Raw genomic sequence first — 18,684 nt, 5'->3', positions numbered from 1 at the left:
TTGCGTGCTTGGAACTGGAGAGGGATCTATGCCGCTGGTGATCATGAACACTCCGCAAGGACCGGTGGCGGTCAATTCCACCGACGTGTTCTGCATCGTGCCGGAGCCGCAGACACCGGCGGCTGACTGCGAAATCCGTTACGACGCGCCCAGGAGCGTGTTGGCGCTGCATACCGCCGACGAGGCCGCGGCGCGGCTCGACGCCGATCTGCGACGGCTGGCGGCGGCGTCGCTGGACTTCGACCATGTCTGGATCAATCCGGCGCGGGTCACCAGCGTCGTGCCGCATCCGCAGGTCGCCAGCGTCTGTTTCGTCGTCAGCGCCGCACGCAAGATCGCGGTGAAGGGCGAACTGGAGGCCGTGGTGGCGGCGCTGGGCTGAGGACTAGGCCGGAAAGCGTGTTGGGCTCGGTTCAAGATACTATTTCCGATAATATTCCTTAGGCGATGTATATTGATGCGTCCGCTGTGGCGTGTATCTAGGACTAAATTCCTATTCCCCGCCGATCCTGCGGCTCAGAGCCTGGCCTGCCTCTCGCACCTGGTCTCTCAGGCGCTCCAGGCGTTCGTCGTCGAGATACTGCGGGATGGTCGACAGGCTGATGGCCGCGACGATCGCGCCGGCGGCGTCGCGCACCGGGGCTGCAATACAGACGATGGCGTCGCCGAATTCGTCGCGGTGAAAGCCCAGGCCGCGAGCGCGCGCCTGGCGCATGACGACGGTCCATTCTGGCGCTTCGTCGGCTTCGTCGTCGCTATCGAGCATCAGCGCCTGGCCCATGGCCGTCTGGCGCAGCCGGTTGCGCGCGCCGACGCCGTGGCGGACGACCAGCCGGCGCGTGCCTGGCGACTGGGCGACGTAGATCACCTCGTCGCCGTCGCGCACGCCCAGATTGGCCGCATCGCCGGTGTCGCGGGTCAGGCCCTCCAGGATCGGCTGGGCCAGCCTGGGCAGATCGACGGCGCGCGCGGCGCTGGCGCCCAGGGCGAACATCCGCGGTCCCAGCTTGTAGCCGTGGCCGCCGACGTTCAGATGACCGCGTTCTGCCAGCAGCGCGGCTAGCCGGTAGGTCGTGCTGCGGCTCAGCGACAGGCGCTCGGCGATCTGCGCGGGACTGGCGCAGCCGGCGGCCACGGCCTCGAGGATGTCGAGGCCGCGATGCAGGGTCTGGGAGAGCTTTTGGGCGCTGTCGGTCATCGGGCCATCCTACGCCGCCAGCGCGTTGCCGATACCGATGACGACGGTCGAGGCCACCAGCACGGCGATGCCGGCGATCACCAGGCCGCGCGTCTTTTTGCTGGCCGCCGCCCACTCCTTCAGGGCGAAGCCCCAAAGGGTCGAGAAGATGATGATGCTGGCCATGTGCAGGGTCCAGCTGGAGAAGCCGAACCGGCCCATCTGGCTCTCGCCCATGGTGTAGAAGAAGAACTGCAGGTACCAGGCCAGGCCGCCCAGGGCGCAGAGGCCGAAGTTGAGGGCCAGCGGGGCGCCCTGCCCCCCTCCCCGGCCCAGCCATTCGCCGGCGCTGCGGTTCTTGAGGATCAGCCCGCCGCACCAGACGAGGTTGGTCGAGAGGCCGCCCAGCAGCACCACGCACAGCACCGGCAGGCCTTGCCACAAGACGCCCGTGCCGTGAGCCAGCGACAGCTTGCGGATCGGCTCGCCGGCGGCCAGGCCGAAGGCGAAACAGGCGCTCATGATCCCGGAGAACACGGCGACCGCCAGGCCCTTCCTGAGGTCGAACTCGCCGACGGCGGCGGTCTTGGCCTCGTGCGAAAGCTCGGCCTCCTTGGCCTTGCCAGCCAGGGCCACCAGCACGATGCCCAGCAGGGTGACGACGACGCCGGCCAGGATCACCCGGCCGCTGGTGTTGACCAGAAGCTTGTCGGCGAAGGTGCCATCGAACAGCGGCGGAACCAGCGTGCCGAAGGCCGTCGTCAGGCCCAGCGCCACGGCCATGCCCAGCGATAGGCCCAGATACCGCATCGTCAGGCCGAAGGTCAGGCCGCCCAGGCCCCACAGGGCGCCGAACAGCCAGCACCAGAACAGGGTGTCGCGCGGCGTCGCCGCCAGCACGGCCAGCAGGTCCTTGGTCTGCAAGGACGCGAACAGCCACGGCGCGATCAGCCAGCTGACGATGCCGCCGGTCAGCCAGAAGATCTCCCACGACCACTTCCGCACGCCCTTGTAGGGCACGTAGAAGCTGGCCGAGGACAGCCCGCCCAGCCAGTGGAAGACGAGCCCAAGAAGCGGGTTGCCCATACGCGATTACTCCTGGCGCTCGACGATCAGCTTGGCCGGCTCGAGCAGGCCCGACGGCGACAGCGGCGCCTGGGGCGGATAGGGATCGAAGGTGGCGAAGGTCTTGGGCCCGGCGTAGCCCGGCTGCTTGTCGCCGATCAGGCGGTTGGGCCAAAGATTGACCACCTTGACCTCGAGCTTGTTGTCGCCGGCCTTCAGGGCGTCGGTGACATCGACCTCGAACGGCGCCTTCCACAGCACGCCCAGGTCCTTGCCGTTGACGCTGACGCTGGCCAGGTTCTTGACCGCGCCCAGGTCGAGCACGACGCGGGCCCCCTTCCCCGCCTTCGGAGCCTTGAAGCTGGTCGTGTAGGCTGCCGTTCCGGAGAAGTAGCGGACGGCGGGGTCGGCGCTGTCGGTCCAGGAGCCGGGCTTGACGTCCTTCACGGTCGGGCCTTGCGGGAAGCTCAGCGTCCAGCCGCCGTCGATCGTGGCGGCCACGGTGCGGACCTTGGCCGGAACGGCGCGCTCGGGCGGGCCGGGCTTGCGGAACACCACGAACACCGCGTCATGGGCGTTCAGCGCCAGGGGCACGGTGGTGCGGCCGCCGGCGGTCTTGTAGCTGGCCGGCGCGATCGAACCGGTGTCGGCCCGCCAGATCTCGGCCTCGCGGCCGTTGGTGCGGAAGCTGACAGAGGCGGTCTTGGCCTCGCCCGGATTGCTGACGAAATAGAGGTCGCCGTCCGGCAGCTGGCGATGCACGAAGCGCAGGCCCGCGCCGCCGTCGTCGGCGTCCGGACCGATCCCCGCCAGGGCCGCGCCGAGGTCGGCGCTCACGCCCGCGAAGACCTGGTCGGCCAGGCGCTGGAACTCGGCCGGATCGTCCGACAGGCTGGGCGTGGCGTCGGGGCGGACGCCGACGATCGGCACGCCGGCCGCCTTCAGCGCCGCCAGCTTGCGCAGCACCGGCACAGTCATGCGGCGCACCGCCGGATCGATGGCCAGCACGCGGTAGCGCATGCCCGAAGGCGTGGCGACCTGGCTGTCCTTAGCGTCCAGCAGGTTCACCAAGGCGTCGCCGTTGACGAAGTCGTAGGCGTGGCCTGCCGGGACCTTCGGCATGGCCTTGCCGTAGAGCTCGGTGATGTTGCCGTCCTCGCCGTAGAACCAGGCCACGTCGGCGACGAAGCGGCCCTGCTGCAGCAGCAGCGAGCTGCGCGACAGATAGTCGATCCACGGCCCCGCCTGCTCGGCCCAGGTCTCCTTGCGGGTGAACCACTGGCCGAAGATGGCCAGGGTCATGCCGGGCCCAGCCGTGTCGAGCGGCTGATGCACCGAGGTGTGGATGATGAAGCGGTTCAGGCCGTTGGCCATCATCGCGTCGGCGGTCGGTTTCAGCTTGGCCGGGTCGTAGCCGAAGGTGCTGCTGGCGCTGGTGAACGACTCCGCCGCCACCAGGTTCTGGCCGTAGAGGTGGGCCACCGACGCTGATTCACGAATGTCGGCGTCGTAGCTGAAGGGATCGTTGGTGACCGGCACCTCGGTCCAGGTCGCGCCCATCGGCACGTCGGCGCTCTTCTTGACCTGCATGCCGTCGCCGACGAAGGCGCGGCCGGTCTCGTGGGACTCGCCGTATCGCTTCATGCCTCGCGCATGCAGGGCGTCCGACAGCGCGCCGTAGTGCTCGTCGGCGATCAGGTCGCCGATGGTCTTGCGGAAGTCCCACAGGAAGGCGTCGCTGGCCGCGGCGCTCTCGACCACCCGGCCGCTAAGCACCGGCAGCCATGGCCTGGGGTCATAGCCGCGCCGGGCCTGGAACTGGGCCAGCATCTTTTCGGTCCAGTTGGCCGAGCCGGCCTCCCAGCTGTCGGTGATCATCGCCTGGACGCCGCGCTTGCCCATCAGCTCGGGGCCGACGGTCTGCTGGTAGAGGTCCAGATAGGTGTCGGCATAGGCGGTGACGTGCTCGCGGCTGAGCTTGTCGACCTCCAGGCCGGTGCCTTCGGCCGAGGCCGGGCTGTTCTGGCGGCCGGTCAGCGAATAGCCGTAGCGCAGCACCTCCCAGCGGCCGGCCGGCGGCGTCCAGTCCAGGGTCCCGTCGGGCTTGAGACGGTCGGTCAGGTCGATGACGTCGGCGCGATGCACGATGGTGTCGGCCGAGGCCTGCGGCGTCGGATCCTCGTCCAGGCCGCCGGCCGACGACCAGCCGGCCTTGTCCTCGAAACGGTGCACCCGCGCGCCGGCCTCGAAGGCCAGTTCGGCGATCTGGTGGCTGGTCGGATCCTTCAGCCCGGCCATGGCCAGGGCCGGATTGGAGGGGCGCGGCAGGAAGACGACCCGGAAGTAGCGCGCCGTCGTCGCCGGGAAGGCCACGGTCTGCTGCAACGCGCCGTGGACCGGCAGCTTGACGACCGGACGGAAGGTCTTGCCGTCGTCGCTGGCCTCGATGCGGCCCTCCGGCGCGGTGGCCCCGAACTCGCCGAAACCGCCGGCGTGGGCGGCCACCAGCCGCAGCGCCCGTAGGGTCTGGGGCTTGGCGTACTCGACCTGGATCCAGGTTTCCTTGTCGGGCGCGAAGGGCAGCTCGACCTGGCGCACCAGGTCGCCGTCGGTCAGCAGGCCGACGTCGACCGGGTTGCTGGCGGTGATCTTCGCGGGTGCGAGCGGAGCCTGCTCGGCGGCCGGCAGGCGGTAGGCGACCACGGCCGCGTCGCGATAATAGGTCGGCAGCGGACCCTTGATCGCCGCCATGGCCGAGCCGCCGCCCGGCACGCCCAGGAACGGTCCGGCCACCGACGGCGGCGCGGCCAGGGGCTTGTCGAGCTTGCGGCCGCCTTCGACGATCGTCTCGCTCCAGACCAGCTTCTTCATCGCCTGCTCGGGCTTGACCCACGGGCCGCCGGTCTCGCTCCAGCCGGGCGAGCCGGCGATGGCGAACTCGAAGCCGTCGGCGTCGGCCGTCTCGACGGCGTGCTTGAACGCCGCCCGCCACTCCGGCGTCATGAACACCAGGCGCTTGTCGACGATGTGCGGGGTGTCGAAGAAGCCGCCGTCGTTGAAGCCGGCGTCGAAGTTCTGCACCCCGGCCAGGCCGATGCGCTTCATCCAGGCCAGGTCCTTGTCGATGCCGTCCTGGGTGACGTTGCCGCTCATCCAGTGCCACCAGACCCGCGGCCGGGCCGTGTTCGGCGGATCGACGAAGCTCGCGCCGAGGGCGTCGGCCTGCTGCTGGGCCAGGGCCGGCGATCCGGCGAGCATGGCGGCCAGGGCCGCTCCGGCGATCAGGCGTCGGGCGAGGGTCATGGGCAGATACTCCAGAGGCGGCCGCGCGCCGGCCGCCCAAACAAACAGGACGTCAGGCGGCGGAAGCGGCGCGACGGGCCTTCAGGCCCTCGACCAGCAGGGCCATGAAGCCGCCGAAGAAGCCGCTGAACAAGCCGCTGATCCCGTTGCCGAGCGCGTTTGCGGCGGCGTGGGGCGGCAACGGGACGACATAGCCGACGGCGGCGCTGATCACCGCGCCGATGAGCCCGCCGATCAGGCCGGCGATGATGGCGTTCTTCATGGCGTCAGATCCGGTTGGCGCGGGCGATCTGGCCCAGCAGCACGGCGCTGGGCTTGGGCGTGCGGGCCTGGGTGGCGCGGTCGACGGCGACGAGGCCGAACTTCGGCCCATAGCCGAACACCCACTCGAAATTGTCCAGCAGCGACCAGTGGACGTAGCCCTTCACCGGGACCCCGTCGTCCATCGCCGCCTTCAGTTCCTGCAGCGCGGTCTTGATGTAGGCCACGCGACGCGTGTCGTCCTCGACGGCGACGCCGTTCTCGGTGACGTAGATCGGCTTGCCGGTAAGGGCGTGAGCGTAGCGGACGGTCCCGCCCAGGGCCTGGGGCGAGAACTCTTCCCCGGTCTGGGTCACTTCGGCGCCCTGGGGCGGCGGCATCTGGCCCTTGGAGTCGATCTGGGCGCGGCTGTAGGTCTGGACGCCGACGAAGTCGCCCGTCGCCTTCAGCACTTCCAGCCAGGGCACGTAGCACTTGGCCCGCTTTTCGTCGCGGCGGCTGTTTTCGCCCACGGCCTGATCGTCGAGCATCGCCAGCGACGCGCCCACCGGGAAGTCGCCCGGTCCAGCCTTGATCGCCGCATAGCCCAGGCGATGCGCCTCGATCAGGTTGGGCAGCATGACGTCCTGGCGGCCGAACTGGGCGCTGGAGAAGCGCTCGACGCCATAGGCCTTCGCCGCGCCGGTCATGGCCTGCGCCATCTGGTCGAGGATGAACGGCGGCAGGATCCACCCCAGCAGCGTGCCGAGATTGGGCTCGTTGAAGGTCGTGGCCGCGCCGGCCAGGTCGCCCACGCCCTTGACGGCGTAGGCGCAGTAGCGGGCGAACAACGCCGGCGACTCCGGGTTTTCCCACCCGCCTTGGGCGGCGAACCAGAGCGGCACGGTGAAGTGGTTGAAGCTGATCATCGGCGTCACGCCGTGCCGGCGGCAGGTCTGGGCCACCCGGCGATAGTGCTCCAGCTCGGCGGCCGAGAACTGGCCCTTCGCGGGCTCGATCCGCGCCCATTCCAGCGAGAATCGGTAGGTGTTGAAGCCCAGCTTCGCCAGCATGGCGATGTCGGCTTCATAGCGGTGATAGTGGTCGCAGGCGTCGCCCGAGGGCTCCTTGAAGGGGCTGGGCTTCAACTGCTCCAGGGCCCAGGTGTCGCCGTTGACGTTGTTGCCCTCGACCTGGTGGCCGGAGGTCGCCGCACCCCAGAGGAAGCCCTTGGGAAAGTCGCCGCTGGCGGCCTTGGCCTGGGAGACGGCGGGAGTGGCGGCGGCCGCGGCGCCGGCCGCCATCAGCAGCCGGCGGGTGAGCGGGAGGTCACGGAAGGTCATCGGGATCTCCGGAAAAGGAACGCAATAAGGGTCACTGGAAGGGTCACTGGGCGGGCTTCAGCAGGCCGCGGGCGGCCATCCAGGCGTAGAACTGGTCGATCCAGAGATCGCTGGTCGTGCCCCGCTTGTGCAGGCCAAAACCGTGGTCGCCCTTCTCGTAGACGTGCATCTCGACCTTGCCGCCGGCCTGCTTCCAGGCCTGGACGAGGCCGTAGTCAGTATTGCCGAACAGCGGGTCGTCATTGGCGATGGCGGTGAACATCGGCGGCGGATCGGCCGGCGGGTTCACCGTGTTCATCGGGCCGTAGATCGGCGCGATGAAGTCGGGCCGGGCGTCCGGAGCGTTGCGCAGGGTCGCGCCCAGGGTGGTCATGGCCCCGGCGGAGAAGCCCATCAGCCCTACCCGCTTGGGATCCACGCCCCACTCGCCGGCCCGCGAGCGCACCAGGCGCAGGGCCTGCTGGGCGTCGTCCAGCGCCAGGGGCTGGCTGATCGGCGGGGCCCTGTCGGCGCCCGCCTTGGCCGCCGCGCCGAAGCGCGCGCCCAGCACCTGCAGCGTCTCCTGGTCGTTGTCCGGCGTCGGGTCGAGGCGGTACTTGAGGACGAAGGCGGCGATGCCGTGATCGGCGAGCCATTGCGCGACCCGCTCGCCTTCCCACTCCATCGACAGCAGCATGTAGGCGCCGCCCGGGGCGACGATCACCGCCGCGCCCGTCGCCTTGCCCTTGGCCGGCAGGTACGGCGTCAGGGTCGGCTTGGTGACGTTGCGCACGGCCACGCCGTCGATCAGGTAGTTCCAGTGCTCCACCTGGGTCGCGCCCTCCGAACCCGGCGCGACGCCGGGCCAGAGGGGGATCGCGCCCGGCTGGGGCGGCGCCGGGATCGTGCGGATCTCGACGCGCTGAGGAATCCCTTGCGCCAGGGCGCTCCCGGCGAACGCGGCGAGAGCCGCGCCCACCAGAAGGAAAAGCCTGCCCCGCATCAGAAGTGGCCTTCGAGGGTCACGCCGACGGTGCGCTCGGCCTCGCGGGTGCGCCAGTTGATGTAGCCGTCATAGCCGCTCTGGAACGGCAGGGTGATGATCGCCGCGTTGAAGTCCTGCTTGAGCAGGTTGCGGGCGAACACCCCGACGCGCCACTGGCGGTCTTCCGGACCGATCCCGGCCGAGACGTTGAGCACGCCGTAGCCCTTCTGGATGGTGTTGGGATCGCCGACGCTGTTCTGGGTCTTGGTGCGGTAGGAGTAGTTGGCCGCGGCGTCGAACGTCAGGGCGTCGGTGATCGCGTGCTCGTAGTTGGCGCCCAGCACGACGGTGACCTTCGGCGCGCCGGCCAGGGTCTGGCCCTTGGCCTGGTAGACGTAGGTGCCGTTGTTCAGGGTGCAGCCGACGTAGCCGGCCAGGATCAGGTTGTTCGGGCAGCTGGTGATGTAGTCGGTGTACTTGGCGTCGGAATAGGTGGTCGAGGCGTTCAGCTTCAGCGAGCTGTTGACCCGCAGGTTGGCCTCGATCTCGAAGCCCTTGGCCTCCAGGCCGCCGGCGTTCTCGGTGACAAACTCGTTGTTGCGCAGCACCGCCGTCTGCAGGTCGGTGTACTTGTCGTAGAAGATGTTGCCGTTCAGCGTCAGGCGGCGATCCAGCAGGGTCGTCTTGGCGCCGATGGTGACGTCGTCGACGGTCTGCGGGGCGACGTTGGTCTTGGTGCCGCTGAGCGCCGAGAAGGTCACCGTCGGGCCGAGATAGCCGCGAGCCACGGTGCCGAAGATCAGCACGTTGTCCGAAGGCTTCCAGTCGAGGCCGATGCGGCCCGAGGGGCTGGACTTCGAGGTCTCGCCGGTCTGCAGGGCGCGCGGCGTATAGGGCACGGTGGTCCCGCCGGCCGTCAGGAAGGCCGGCAGCGACGGATCCAGTTCAGACCAGTTGGAGGCCTCGACCTTGTCCTTGGTCATGCGCGCGCCGCCCAGCAGGCTGAGGGTGTCGCTCAGCTTGTAGCGGCCGTCGATGAACACCGCGGCGCTATCGGTCGTGGTCTTGCCGTGGTTCAGGCCGGCGGTGATCGAGACCACCGGAGCGGTGCTGTAGGGCGTGGCCGGGCGCAGCTGGGCGCTCTCGCCGGTGTTCTCGGTCTCCAGGCGCGAGACGAACAGGCCGGCGACATAGCTGAGGCGGCCGCTGCTGGGCGAGGTCAGGCGGAATTCCTGCGAGGCCTGGGTCTTGACCTGGCCGCGGGCCTGGGCGGTGAACTTGGACTGCGGCGAGGCGTCGATCGAGTAGTTGTACGGATCGTCCTTGTAGCCGCGATAGGCGCTCAGCGAGGTCAGGGTGTACTCGCCCAGCTCCCAGTTCAGTTCCAGCGAGGCGCCGTAGTTGGTCGTGCCCAGGTTGCCGCCGCCGTCCTCGATGGACTTGTCGTTCGAGGCGCTGGCCGTGACGCCCAGGGCCGAGAGGCTGGTGAAGGGCGCCAGGAAGTTGGCGTCGGTGGTCGGGGCCTTGTTCAGGGTCCAGAGCTGGCCGGGGCCCTTCTGGCGCTGGCGCGAATAGTCGCCGATCAGGTAGGCGCTGAAGGTGTCGCTGGGCTTCCAGTAGAGCTTGCCGCGCGCGCCGTTGTTGTGGATGCCGCCCCAGTCCTCGTTGCGCACCACGTTGTGGACGTAGCCGTCATAGGCCTTGTCGTAGAGGAAGATGCCGACGGCCAGGGTGTCCGACAGGGGCGCGGTGACCCCGCCATGCACGTCGCGCTCGTTCAGCGAGCCGTAGGAGGCGAAGAAGTCGCCCGTCGCCGTGGTCAGGCTGGGCTTGCGGGTGGTGATCGAGATGACGCCGCTGGAGGCGTTCTTGCCGAACTGGGTGCCCTGCGGGCCCTTCAGCACTTCGACGCGCTCCAGGTCGCCCAGGCTGTCGACCGGCGAGCCGAACGGAACCACGACGCCGTCGACCACCAGGCCGACCGGCGATTCCGAGCTGGAGGTGAAGCCGCCGGCCGAGCCGACGCCGCGCAGGCGGAAGCCGGAGTCGTTGGGCGTGGTGCCGAACTGCACGCCGGCGACCGAATACTGCAGGTCGGTCACGGCCTTGGCGCCGGTGGCGGCCAGCTGGTCGCCGCTGACGGCCGAGACGGCCAGCGGCACGTCCTGCAGGCGTTCGGAGCGGCGGGTGGCGGTGACCACCACTTCTTCGATGGCGATCGGCGACTCGGTGGTCGCGCCACTGGCGGGCGAGGCGTCCTGCGCGTGGGCCGCGCCGCCGATGGCGACGGTGAGGCTGGTGGCGGCCAGCAGGCTGAGCTTGAATGCGTTCATGGGGGTTCCCCTTCCCTGCGAGCCGGCGATCTTCGTCGTCCGGCTTCGTTTCCGTTTCCCTGGACCCCGGCTTGGCGCCGACGTTGGTGTTGAGCTGAACGGTAGCGAGGGGGTCCCGCACCGACCAATTCAATCGTTGAACAGCAACTATCACTCAAGATTATGCGGGACTGCATTTCATATAATGAAACCGACAACAGGCTTGCCCCAATGGCGTCGCTCGGTCTAAGCCGCTTGAAATGTCAGGGTCCACAGAAGGCCCGACGTCTCAGGAGGATCCCGCCGTGCGCTTTCACAACCTCGACCTGAACTTGCTGGTCGTGCTGGATTCCCTGCTTCAGGAGCGCAGCGTCAGCCAGACGGCCCAGGCCCTGCGCCTCACCCAGCCGGCGATCAGCAACGCCCTCTCGCGCCTGCGCCAGCACTTCGAGGACGACCTTCTGGTCCAGGTCGGCCGCAAGATGGTCCCGACCCCGTTCGCCGAAAGCCTGGCCGTACCGGTGCGCGAGGCCCTGGACGGCCTGCGCCGCATCGTCGTCAACCGCTCGGAATTCGATCCCGCCGCCGCCGACCGCACCTTCACGTTCGTCTGCTCGGACTACGTCTTCAACGTCCTGATGACCGGGGCCATCCGCAAGCTCGTCACTGTCGCGCCGCGGCTGAAGATCGTGGTGCTGCTGACCTCCGACCAGAGCGCGGCCCTGCTGGGCGAAGGCAAGATCGACTTCATGATCTCGCCCGAGCGCAAGTGCGATCCGGGCCATCCGAAGAGCCCGCTGTTCAGCGACCGCTTCGCCTGCATCGCCTGGCGCGACAACCCGCTGGTCGGCGCCAGCCTCAGCCTCGAGAAGTACCTGGAGCTGGAGCACGTGTCGGTGACGCTGGGCCCGCACAACCCTCCGCACATCGAGCAGGAGTCGCTGGACGCCCAAGGTGTGGAGCGCAACATCGTCGTCCACGCGCCCACCTTCAACTGCGTGGCCGAGATCGTGGTGGGCACCAACATGATCGCCACCGTCCACGCCCGCAACGCGGCCATCCTGGCAAAGCGCCTGCCGCTGAAGGTGCTGGCGCCGCCGGTGGAGATCGCGACGTTCACCGAGTTCCTGCAGTGGCACAAGAACAAGGAAACCGACGCGGGCACGCTGTGGCTGCGCGACTTCCTGATCGAGCACGCCCAGAGCCTTTAGGGGCGAGGGTCGGTGAACGGCCCTAGGTCGCCAGGCCGATCAGGATCTTGAGCACGACCGCGGCGGCCGTCAGGCCGGCGATGATCGTGGTGAAGCAGAAGAGGCTGCTGGTCAGCCCGTGCGCGCGGCGCTGGCGACGCGAGACCATGTCGATGGTCATGTCCTGTTTCCTCCCAAGACCGCTCTGATGGCGGCATGGGAGGAGCTTCCTCGCGATACTCACTATCCGCCAATTCAATCGCTGAATGGCGGCCATAAGCCGCATGAAGGCTTCCCCGCGTCAGCGGCCCCATCATCGCCGGTGATGCGAGACATTCCCCGATTGAATTTTTTTCGACCGGTCCCCTCCCCGTAAATGGCGGCAAGGGGCGCGGCGCATCATCGACCGCCGCCCGCGAACAAAAATCGGCAGGGTGGAATCCACGTGGCGCGTACGCTCATCACCAATATCCAGGTCTTCGACGGCACGGGCCGCGCGCCCTTCGCCGGCGAGGTCCTGATCGAGGACAACCGCATCGCCCGCGTGGCGCAGACGGCCTCAGAAGGCCGCATCGAGGCGGCCGAGGCGACGGTCATCGACGGCGCCGGCGCGACCCTGATGCCCGGGCTGATCGAGGCCCACGCCCACCTGTCCTGGCCCTCGTCGATCGAGCGCTTCATCCCCGAATTCATCCTGCCGCCGGAAGAACAGTTGCTGGCCACGGTTCGCAACGCCCGCGTCCTGCTGGAAAGCGGCTTCACCAGCGCCTATTCGGCCGGGGCCCTGGGCGAACGCATCGAGGTGGTGGTCCGCAACGAGATCGAGGGCGGTTGGACCCCAGGTCCGCGCCTGCGCGCCTCGACCATCGAACGCAGCCCCGAAGGCCAGGACACCGGCGCCGTCGAGCACGGCCGCGGTCCCGAGGCGATGAAGGCCTTCGTCAAGCACTGCAAGACCATCGGCATCGACCAGGTCAAGCTGGTCATCTCGGGCGAGGACGCCCTGCTGCCCGGCTCCTCGCAGCACATCCTCTATACCGAGGAAGAGGTCCAGGCGGCCGGCGAGCAGGCCCGCGAGAGCGACATCTGGCTGTCGGCCCACACCCAGGCCGGCGAGGCGATCAAGATGGCCCTGCGGGCCGGCGTGCGGGTGCTCTACCACTGCACCTACGCCGACGAGGAAGCGCTCGACCTCTTGGAAGCGCACAAGGACGAGATCTTCGTCGCCCCGGCCATCGGCGTCATCGTCGCCACCCTCGAGGCCAAGCCGCCGCCCCACATCGACATGACCTCGATGAAGGAAGCCGCTGTTCCGGTTGTCGAAAAGTGCAAGGTGCTGATCCCCGAGCTGAAGCGCCGGGGCGTGCGCGTGCTGCCCGGCGGCGACTACGGCTTCCCGTTCAATCCCAACGGCGCCAACGCCCGCGACCTGCAGCACTTCGTCGATCTGTTCGGCTACACCCCGACCGAGGCCCTGGTGGCCGCCACCAAGCTGGGCGGCGAGCTGATGGGCCGCGCCGACGAACTGGGCCTGGTCGAGCCGGGCTACCTGGCCGACCTGCTGCTGGTCGATGGCGATCCGACGCAGGACGTCTCGATCCTGCAGCGCCGCGATCGTCTGCTGATGATCATGAAGGACGGCAAGATGCACAAGGCGCCGGCCCAGCCGCTTTCGCGGGCCGCCGCCTGATGAGCGTCCGTTCCGACATCGTCTTCGGCGTGGCCGGTTCGGCCGAGCTGAAGGGCGACCTCTACCTGCCCGACGCGCCCGGCCCGCATCCCGTGCTGGTCGCCGCGCCGGGCGGCGCCTGGCTGCGCAACGACAAGGCCCAGCTGGCGCGTTGGGGAAAGTATCTGGCCGCCCAGGGCTACGCCGTCTTCGCCATCGACTACCGCCGCTCGACCAACGGCAAGTCGTTCCCGGGCAACGTCCAGGACGTCGTCGAGGCCGCGCGCTTTCTGAAACGCGAGGCCGCTGGCCTCGGTGTGGATCCCGACCGCATCGGCCTGCTCGGCGCCTCGGCCGGCGCGCACCTGACGGCGCTGGCGGCTCTCGCCCAGGGCCAGCCCTGGCTCTATGGCGAGACCGTCCAGTTCAAGACCCTGGTCGCCGTCTACGGCGTCTACGACCTCTTCGCTCACTGGCAGGCGGACCTGGCCAAGAACGCCGCCCCGGGAACCGACCCGACCTTCCGCATGCTGGGCGCGGATCCGTACGAGGATCCGCAACTCTATGTCGCCGCCTCGCCGCTGCGCCACGTGCGCTACGACCGCAACGCCTTGAAGGCGCTGGTGATCTGGGGCGAGCGCGACCACGACATCGATCCCGCCCAGTCGGAAGCCTTCGCCCGCGCCCTGCGACAGGCCCGCTTCTTCGTGCGCACCCTGCCCGTGCCCGACGCCGGCCACTTCTGGTTCAGCGAGGAGGAGGTCGACACGCCCCACACCGCCGCCGGCCGGGTCGCCCCCGCCATCGTCCGTTTCCTCGACAAGCACCTGTGATGATTTACGACGTCGCCATCGTCGGCTGCGGCCCCGTCGGGGCCCTGGCCGCCAATCTCCTGGGCCAGGCGGGCCTCAGCGTTCTCGTCTTGGAGCAGGAGCGCGATCCGCATCCCCTGCCCCGCGCCGTCCACCTCGACCACGAGATGATGCGCATCTTCCAGGGCGCGGGTCTCGTCGAGCGCCTGCATCCGCTGATGCGCGAGACGCAGGGCCACCTGCACATCGGCGCCGACGGCGGAGTGATCCGCTACATGGGCACCGCCGGCCAGGCCAAGCGCTTCGGCTGGGCCAACGACTACTTCTTCTACCAGCCTGAACTCGAAGCCGAGCTTCGCGACGCCCTGGCCCGCTTCCCGGCCGTCACCCTGCGCCTGGGCGCCAAGCTGGAAAGCCTGGCCCAGGACGCCGACGGCGCCGACCTCGTCCTGGTCGACGGCGAAACCCTGCGCGCCCGCTGGGTGATCGCCTGCGACGGCGCCCGCAGCGCCGTGCGCAAGAGCCTGGGCGTCAAGCTCGACGACCTCGACTTCGAGGAGCCCTGGCTCGTCGTCGACGCCGAGGTCGACGGCCCGATCGTCTTCCCCGACATCCCAGGCCTGCCGTCGGGCGCTGATCTGCAGCAGCTGTCGGTGATGCTGTGCGACCCGCGTCGTCCGGCCACCATCGTGCCGGGTCGCGGCAATCACCGCCGCTGGGAGTTCATGCTGCTGCCCGGCGAGGACGACCAGGCGATGATGGCCACGCAGCAGGTCGAGGCCCTGATCGCCCCGTGGGTGGAAGGCTCGACCTACCGCCTGGTGCGCGCCGCCACCTATCGCTTCCACGGCCTGGTGGCCGAGCGCTGGCGCGTGGGCCGGGTGTTCCTGGCCGGCGACGCCGCCCACCAGACCCCGCCGTTCTTCGGCCAGGGCATGTGCCATGGCCTCCGCGACGTCTCGAACCTCGCCTGGAAGCTGCCACTGGTGATCGCCGGCCTGGCCGAGGACGCCCTGCTCGACACCTACCAGCCCGAGCGCGACCCGCACGTGCGCGGCGTGATCGGCGCGGCCGTGAACGCGGGCCGCTATATCTGCCAGCTCGACCCGGCCAAGGCCGCCGAGCGCGACGCCCACATGCGCGAGGTCATGGCCGCCGCCAAGCCCGGAACCACGGCCGCCGACCTGATCCCCGCCTACCAGGCCGGCGTCGCTCGCCCCGGCTCCGGCGAGCGCTTCATCCATCCCCGCGTCGGCGGCGTCCTGCTCGACGAAGTTCTGGGCGAGGGCTTCGCCGTCATCGCCCGCGAACCGGTCGCCGCATCGCCGGACTTCGCCCGCATCGGCGGCTCGGTTCACGTGATCGGCCAGGGTTTCGATGACGCCGACGGCGCCCTGGCCGCCTGGCTCGACGCCAAGGGCGCGGCCGCCGTGCTGCTGCGCCCCGACCGCTACGTCTACGGCGTCGCCGAAACGGCCGACGCCCTGCTCGCCCTGATCGACCAGCTTTGCGCCGACCTCTCCCTCAAGGTCGAAGCGCCCAAGGAGACCGCATGTCCCGCCTGACCCTGGAGGCCGCCTCCATCATCGTCGACGCGGCGCTCGCCCAAGCCCGTCGCGACGGCTGCCAGCCGCTGGCCGTGGCCGTGCTCGACGCCGGCGCGCACCTGGTGGCCCTCAAGCGCGAGGACGACGCCAGCCTGATGCGGCCGCAGATCGCCGTCGCCAAGGCCACCGGCGCGCTCGGCATGGGCTATGGCAGCCGCGAGTTGGCCAAGCGCGCCAACGCCGCCCCGGTGTTCTACTCGGCCCTGTTCGCCATCAGCGGCGGGGCCATGGCCCCCTCGCCCGGCGGCGTGCTGATCCGTGACGCCGACGGGCGGATCATCGGCGCTGTGGGCATCAGCGGCGACACCGGCGACGCTGACGAGGCCTGCGCCATCGCCGGCGTGATCGCCGCCAGCCTCACCCCCGATCCCGGCGGCGCGCCCGCTCCCCAAGCTTAAAGGAGCCGCCATGCGTCTTCGCAGCATCGAACTGAACCTGCCCGACACCGCCGCGGCCGTCGATTTCCTGACCGGAACCTGGGGCCTGGCCGACGCCGGGACCGCCGGCGAGACCCGTTACCTGCGCGGCTCGGGGCCGTTCCCCTACCTCGTGGCCATGACCGAGACGGCCGGCCCGTCGGTGCGTTGCACCACCTTCGTCGGCGAGGAAGCCGAGGTCGAAGCCATCGCCGCCAAGGCCCGCGCGGCCGGCGCTCCGGTGGTCGAGACCGTGTCCGAGGATCTCGGCGGCGGCCGGGGCGTCCTGGTCCAGCTGCCCGAGGGCGAGGTGTTCCGCTTCCTGCACGGCGCGGCCCTGGCCGAGCCGATCGAGGGTCGCGACCTGCCGGTCAAGCTGACCCACGTGGTCATGAACGCCGCCAACGCCGAGGCCACGGCCGATTTCGCCGAGGCGGCCCTGGGCTTCAAGGTCTCCGACCGCACCAAGGGCATGGTGTTCGTGCGCTGCAACGCCTCGCACCACTCCACCGCCTTCGCCCGCGCCGGCTTCACCTCGCTGAACCACATCGCCTTCGAGATGGCCGACCTCGACGCGGTCATGCGCGGCGTCGGCCGTCTGCGCGACACCGGCGCGGTCCCGGCCTGGGGGCCCGGCCGCCATGGTCCGGGCGACAACGTCTTCGCCTATTTCATCGCCCCGTTCGGCGCGGTCGTGGAGTTCTCGACCGCCGTCGAGATCATCCCCGACGACTACAAGGTCGGCGCCCCCGAGGACTGGACCTGGCCCGAGGGCCGCATCGACCAGTGGGGCCTGTCCGGCAAGGACTTCGCCGCCCTGACCCAGGCCGAGCGCACCTTCGGCCACGCCCCCTTGCCTGTCGCCTAAGACGCAACGCACCTCAAGAATCGAGACCAAGCTTATGAAACTGATCAGCTTCCTGCGTGATGGCGTCGCCTCCTACGGCGCGATCCAGGGCGACCGCGTCGCCGACTTCGGAGCCATCGCCGGTCCGGACGAGCACGACCTTGTCGCCGCCCTGCGCCTGGACGCCATCCCGGCCCTGGCCGCCGAGGCCGCCTTCGACGTGCCGGTCTCCGAGATCCAGTTGCTGCCGGTCGTCACCACCCCGGGCAAGATCTTCTGCGTCGGCCACAACTACGAGACCCACCGCCAGGAAACCGGCCGGGCCAAGGTCGGCCACCCGTCGATCTTCACCCGCTTCGCCGACACCCTGACCCCGCACGGCGGCCCGATCGTGCGGCCCAAGAGCTCGACCAGCCTCGACTACGAGGGCGAACTGGCCATCGTCATCGGCAAGGGCGGCCGCCACATCAGCGAGGCCGACGCCATGAGTCACGTGGCCGGCTTCGCCTGCGCCAACGACGCCTCGGTGCGCGACTGGCAATGGCACACCCAGCAGTTCACGCCCGGGAAGAACTTCCCCGGCACCGGGGGCCTTGGCCCCTGGCTGGTCACGCCCGACGAGATCGACGACCTGAACGCCGTCACCGTCACCACTCGCCTGAACGGCCAGCAGGTGCAGCACGCCAGCCTGGCCGACCTGATCTTCCCGCTGCCGACCATCATCGCCTATCTGTCGGGCTTCACCCCGCTGTCGCCGGGCGACCTGATCCTGACCGGCACGCCGGGCGGCGTCGGCGCCAAGCGCGAACCGCCGCTCTGGATGAAGGCCGGCGACGTCGTCGAGGTCGAGATCACGGGCGTCGGCCTGCTGTCGAACACGGTGGTCGATGAGGCCTGATCGGGAAGCTTGAGCATGAAGCTGCGGCCTTAAGCCGCTGTTCAGGTACGATTAATCACGCGCCGTTCATCGTGGATGCAAACGCCGGGGATGCGTCCCCGGCCCCTTCCACGAGTGCCCGCCATGCTTGCCCGCAAGAAATCCCAGAAGACCCCCTTCCCCGTGGCGGACGGCGACACCGTCGAGGTCGTGCTTCGCTGCGGCTACCGGGCCCGGGCTTCGGTGCTGTGCTCGCGCGGCGGCATGGTCGAGCTGGCGTATCGCAAGGCCGACGACCGCTTCGGCCACGCCTTCGTCGACGCCGGCACCCTGCAGCCCGGCCTGTCGGTCCGCTGGGCCTTCCTCGCCGGCGTGCGCGCCCAGCCCTAGGCCACCCGCGTCCAGACCTGGGTCTTGCAGAGGAAGTTGCCGAGCACGCAGCCACGCGCCTTCAGTTTGCCGGCGTCCAGCACCAGCACCCGGCCCGAGAAGGTCATGTTGACGTCCGGCGCGAAGACCTTGCCGCGCCACTCGCCCTTGTCTGCGCGCGAGAAGTCGCTGAGCAGCTGCCGGCCCACCAGTTCGCCGCCCGAGCCCTTGCGCGCGTCGGTCCGCGCTTCGTCATTGGCCCAGATCACATAGCCGCAGACCTCGCCGCCGCACGGCTTGATCTCGACATGGACGCTGTCCTTGGGATTGCGCCAGACGCCGAAGATGTCGGGCCCTTGGGGCGTCTGGGGCTGGGCTGTCGCCGCCGAACCCAGCATCAGCGTGGCCAGGACGGCGACGCCCGACTTCAAGAACGACACCGGCCATCTCCCCCGACCTCGGCGACCGCATCCGGTCGCTCATCCGCCTTCCG

The 18,684-nt window shown here is 69.4% G+C and carries 18 protein-coding genes; 9 read left to right on the top strand and 9 right to left on the bottom strand.

The features are described 5' to 3' along the window. Positions 1-28 precede the first annotated feature (28 nt). Positions 29-382 carry a hypothetical protein gene (locus AC1RRS_RS12200; protein ID WP_487289353.1) on the top strand — a complete coding sequence of 118 codons (354 nt, stop codon included), beginning with the start codon at positions 29-31 and terminating at the stop codon, positions 380-382. 111 nt (positions 383-493) lie between these two features. Here AC1RRS_RS12200 and AC1RRS_RS12195 read toward each other — a convergent pair whose 3' ends face one another. Genes AC1RRS_RS12195 through AC1RRS_RS12165 form a run of 7 tightly spaced genes read right to left on the bottom strand, consistent with a single transcriptional unit; the run spans position 494 to position 10,425 of the window. Beyond that, positions 494-1,198, bottom strand: a complete 705-nt coding sequence (locus AC1RRS_RS12195) for an IclR family transcriptional regulator (protein ID WP_492855397.1) — start codon at positions 1,196-1,198, stop codon at positions 494-496. A 9-nt stretch (positions 1,199-1,207) separates the two neighbouring features. Then, positions 1,208-2,263, bottom strand: coding sequence for an L-rhamnose/proton symporter RhaT (gene rhaT, locus AC1RRS_RS12190; RefSeq protein ID WP_492855396.1), 1,056 nt, complete (start codon positions 2,261-2,263; stop codon positions 1,208-1,210). Between the two features lie 6 nt (positions 2,264-2,269). Next, positions 2,270-5,545: a glycosyl hydrolase gene (locus AC1RRS_RS12185; RefSeq protein WP_492855395.1), complete on the bottom strand. Its 3,276-nt coding sequence runs from the start codon at positions 5,543-5,545 to the stop codon at positions 2,270-2,272. Between the two features lie 52 nt (positions 5,546-5,597). Further along, on the bottom strand, positions 5,598-5,807 hold the full coding sequence (locus AC1RRS_RS12180; RefSeq protein ID WP_492855394.1) for a hypothetical protein: 210 nt from the start codon (positions 5,805-5,807) through the stop codon (positions 5,598-5,600). A gap of 4 nt (positions 5,808-5,811) precedes the next feature. Further along, positions 5,812-7,128, bottom strand: a complete 1,317-nt coding sequence (locus tag AC1RRS_RS12175) for a glycoside hydrolase family 1 protein (protein ID WP_492855393.1) — start codon at positions 7,126-7,128, stop codon at positions 5,812-5,814. A 43-nt stretch (positions 7,129-7,171) separates the two neighbouring features. After that, on the bottom strand, positions 7,172-8,110 hold the full coding sequence (locus AC1RRS_RS12170; RefSeq protein ID WP_492855392.1) for an alpha/beta hydrolase: 939 nt from the start codon (positions 8,108-8,110) through the stop codon (positions 7,172-7,174). After that, entirely contained in the window at positions 8,110-10,425 is a 2,316-nt protein-coding gene (locus tag AC1RRS_RS12165; RefSeq protein WP_492855391.1) for a TonB-dependent receptor, read from the bottom strand. Before AC1RRS_RS12165 ends, AC1RRS_RS12170 begins: the two co-directional genes overlap by 1 nt. A gap of 284 nt (positions 10,426-10,709) precedes the next feature. Between AC1RRS_RS12165 and AC1RRS_RS12160 the strand changes: the two genes are divergently transcribed. After that, positions 10,710-11,615, top strand: coding sequence for a LysR family transcriptional regulator (locus AC1RRS_RS12160; RefSeq protein WP_487289343.1), 906 nt, complete (start codon positions 10,710-10,712; stop codon positions 11,613-11,615). A 22-nt stretch (positions 11,616-11,637) separates the two neighbouring features. Here the strand turns inward: AC1RRS_RS12160 and AC1RRS_RS12155 are convergent, their stop codons facing one another. Continuing rightward, entirely contained in the window at positions 11,638-11,775 is a 138-nt protein-coding gene (locus tag AC1RRS_RS12155; protein WP_158285872.1) for a hypothetical protein, read from the bottom strand. Between the two features lie 264 nt (positions 11,776-12,039). On the opposite strand from AC1RRS_RS12155, the gene AC1RRS_RS12150 reads away from it, so the two are divergent. The 7 genes from AC1RRS_RS12150 to AC1RRS_RS12120 all read left to right on the top strand — a co-directional run bounded on the left by AC1RRS_RS12150 (position 12,040) and on the right by AC1RRS_RS12120 (position 18,212). Then, positions 12,040-13,284 carry an amidohydrolase family protein gene (locus AC1RRS_RS12150; RefSeq protein ID WP_492855389.1) on the top strand — a complete coding sequence of 415 codons (1,245 nt, stop codon included), beginning with the start codon at positions 12,040-12,042 and terminating at the stop codon, positions 13,282-13,284. Further along, entirely contained in the window at positions 13,284-14,096 is an 813-nt protein-coding gene (locus AC1RRS_RS12145; RefSeq protein WP_492855388.1) for an alpha/beta hydrolase family protein, read from the top strand. Before AC1RRS_RS12150 ends, AC1RRS_RS12145 begins: the two co-directional genes overlap by 1 nt. Next, positions 14,096-15,640, top strand: coding sequence for a bifunctional 3-(3-hydroxy-phenyl)propionate/3-hydroxycinnamic acid hydroxylase MhpA (gene mhpA / locus AC1RRS_RS12140; RefSeq protein ID WP_492855387.1), 1,545 nt, complete (start codon positions 14,096-14,098; stop codon positions 15,638-15,640). Before AC1RRS_RS12145 ends, mhpA begins: the two co-directional genes overlap by 1 nt. Then, complete coding sequence (locus AC1RRS_RS12135; protein WP_492855386.1) at positions 15,628-16,080, top strand: GlcG/HbpS family heme-binding protein; 453 nt, start codon at positions 15,628-15,630, stop codon at positions 16,078-16,080. The genes mhpA and AC1RRS_RS12135 overlap by 13 nt, the downstream gene beginning before the upstream one ends. Before the next feature lie 10 nt (positions 16,081-16,090). Continuing rightward, a complete protein-coding gene (locus AC1RRS_RS12130) occupies positions 16,091-16,966 on the top strand; it encodes a VOC family protein (protein ID WP_492855385.1) in 876 nt (291 codons plus the stop codon). A gap of 34 nt (positions 16,967-17,000) precedes the next feature. Next, complete coding sequence (locus tag AC1RRS_RS12125) at positions 17,001-17,843, top strand: fumarylacetoacetate hydrolase family protein (RefSeq protein WP_110120549.1); 843 nt, start codon at positions 17,001-17,003, stop codon at positions 17,841-17,843. Positions 17,844-17,966: 123 nt separating this feature from the next. After that, complete coding sequence (locus tag AC1RRS_RS12120; RefSeq protein WP_492855384.1) at positions 17,967-18,212, top strand: hypothetical protein; 246 nt, start codon at positions 17,967-17,969, stop codon at positions 18,210-18,212. On the opposite strand, the gene AC1RRS_RS12115 is transcribed toward AC1RRS_RS12120, so the two are convergent. After that, complete coding sequence (locus AC1RRS_RS12115) at positions 18,209-18,631, bottom strand: DUF2147 domain-containing protein (protein WP_492855383.1); 423 nt, start codon at positions 18,629-18,631, stop codon at positions 18,209-18,211. The two genes, AC1RRS_RS12120 and AC1RRS_RS12115, sit on opposite strands and share 4 nt — an antisense overlap. Between the last annotated feature and the right edge of the window lie 53 nt (positions 18,632-18,684).

The organism is Caulobacter sp. GW821-FHT12A07, assembly GCF_058807655.1.
Note: the sequence above shows the minus strand (reverse complement) of the source record. Positions and strands in the feature narration are given on the sequence as shown.

Excerpts from the sequence above, each read along its gene's own strand:
- AC1RRS_RS12125 (WP_110120549.1), top strand. The coding sequence starts at position 17,001 with ATGAAACTGATCAGCTTCCTGCGTGATGGCGTCGCCTCCTACGGCGCG.
- AC1RRS_RS12135 (WP_492855386.1), top strand. The coding sequence starts at position 15,628 with ATGTCCCGCCTGACCCTGGAGGCCGCCTCCATCATCGTCGACGCGGCG.
- AC1RRS_RS12180 (WP_492855394.1), bottom strand. The coding sequence starts at position 5,807 with ATGAAGAACGCCATCATCGCCGGCCTGATCGGCGGGCTCATCGGCGCG.
- AC1RRS_RS12130 (WP_492855385.1), top strand. The coding sequence starts at position 16,091 with ATGCGTCTTCGCAGCATCGAACTGAACCTGCCCGACACCGCCGCGGCC.
- AC1RRS_RS12170 (WP_492855392.1), bottom strand. The coding sequence starts at position 8,110 with ATGCGGGGCAGGCTTTTCCTTCTGGTGGGCGCGGCTCTCGCCGCGTTC.
- AC1RRS_RS12155 (WP_158285872.1), bottom strand. The coding sequence starts at position 11,775 with ATGACCATCGACATGGTCTCGCGTCGCCAGCGCCGCGCGCACGGGCTG.
- AC1RRS_RS12195 (WP_492855397.1), bottom strand. The coding sequence starts at position 1,198 with ATGACCGACAGCGCCCAAAAGCTCTCCCAGACCCTGCATCGCGGCCTC.
- AC1RRS_RS12145 (WP_492855388.1), top strand. The coding sequence starts at position 13,284 with ATGAGCGTCCGTTCCGACATCGTCTTCGGCGTGGCCGGTTCGGCCGAG.
- rhaT (WP_492855396.1), bottom strand. The coding sequence starts at position 2,263 with ATGGGCAACCCGCTTCTTGGGCTCGTCTTCCACTGGCTGGGCGGGCTG.
- AC1RRS_RS12185 (WP_492855395.1), bottom strand. The coding sequence starts at position 5,545 with ATGACCCTCGCCCGACGCCTGATCGCCGGAGCGGCCCTGGCCGCCATG.
- AC1RRS_RS12200 (WP_487289353.1), top strand. The coding sequence starts at position 29 with ATGCCGCTGGTGATCATGAACACTCCGCAAGGACCGGTGGCGGTCAAT.
- mhpA (WP_492855387.1), top strand. The coding sequence starts at position 14,096 with ATGATTTACGACGTCGCCATCGTCGGCTGCGGCCCCGTCGGGGCCCTG.
- AC1RRS_RS12175 (WP_492855393.1), bottom strand. The coding sequence starts at position 7,128 with ATGACCTTCCGTGACCTCCCGCTCACCCGCCGGCTGCTGATGGCGGCC.
- AC1RRS_RS12165 (WP_492855391.1), bottom strand. The coding sequence starts at position 10,425 with ATGAACGCATTCAAGCTCAGCCTGCTGGCCGCCACCAGCCTCACCGTC.
- AC1RRS_RS12120 (WP_492855384.1), top strand. The coding sequence starts at position 17,967 with ATGCTTGCCCGCAAGAAATCCCAGAAGACCCCCTTCCCCGTGGCGGAC.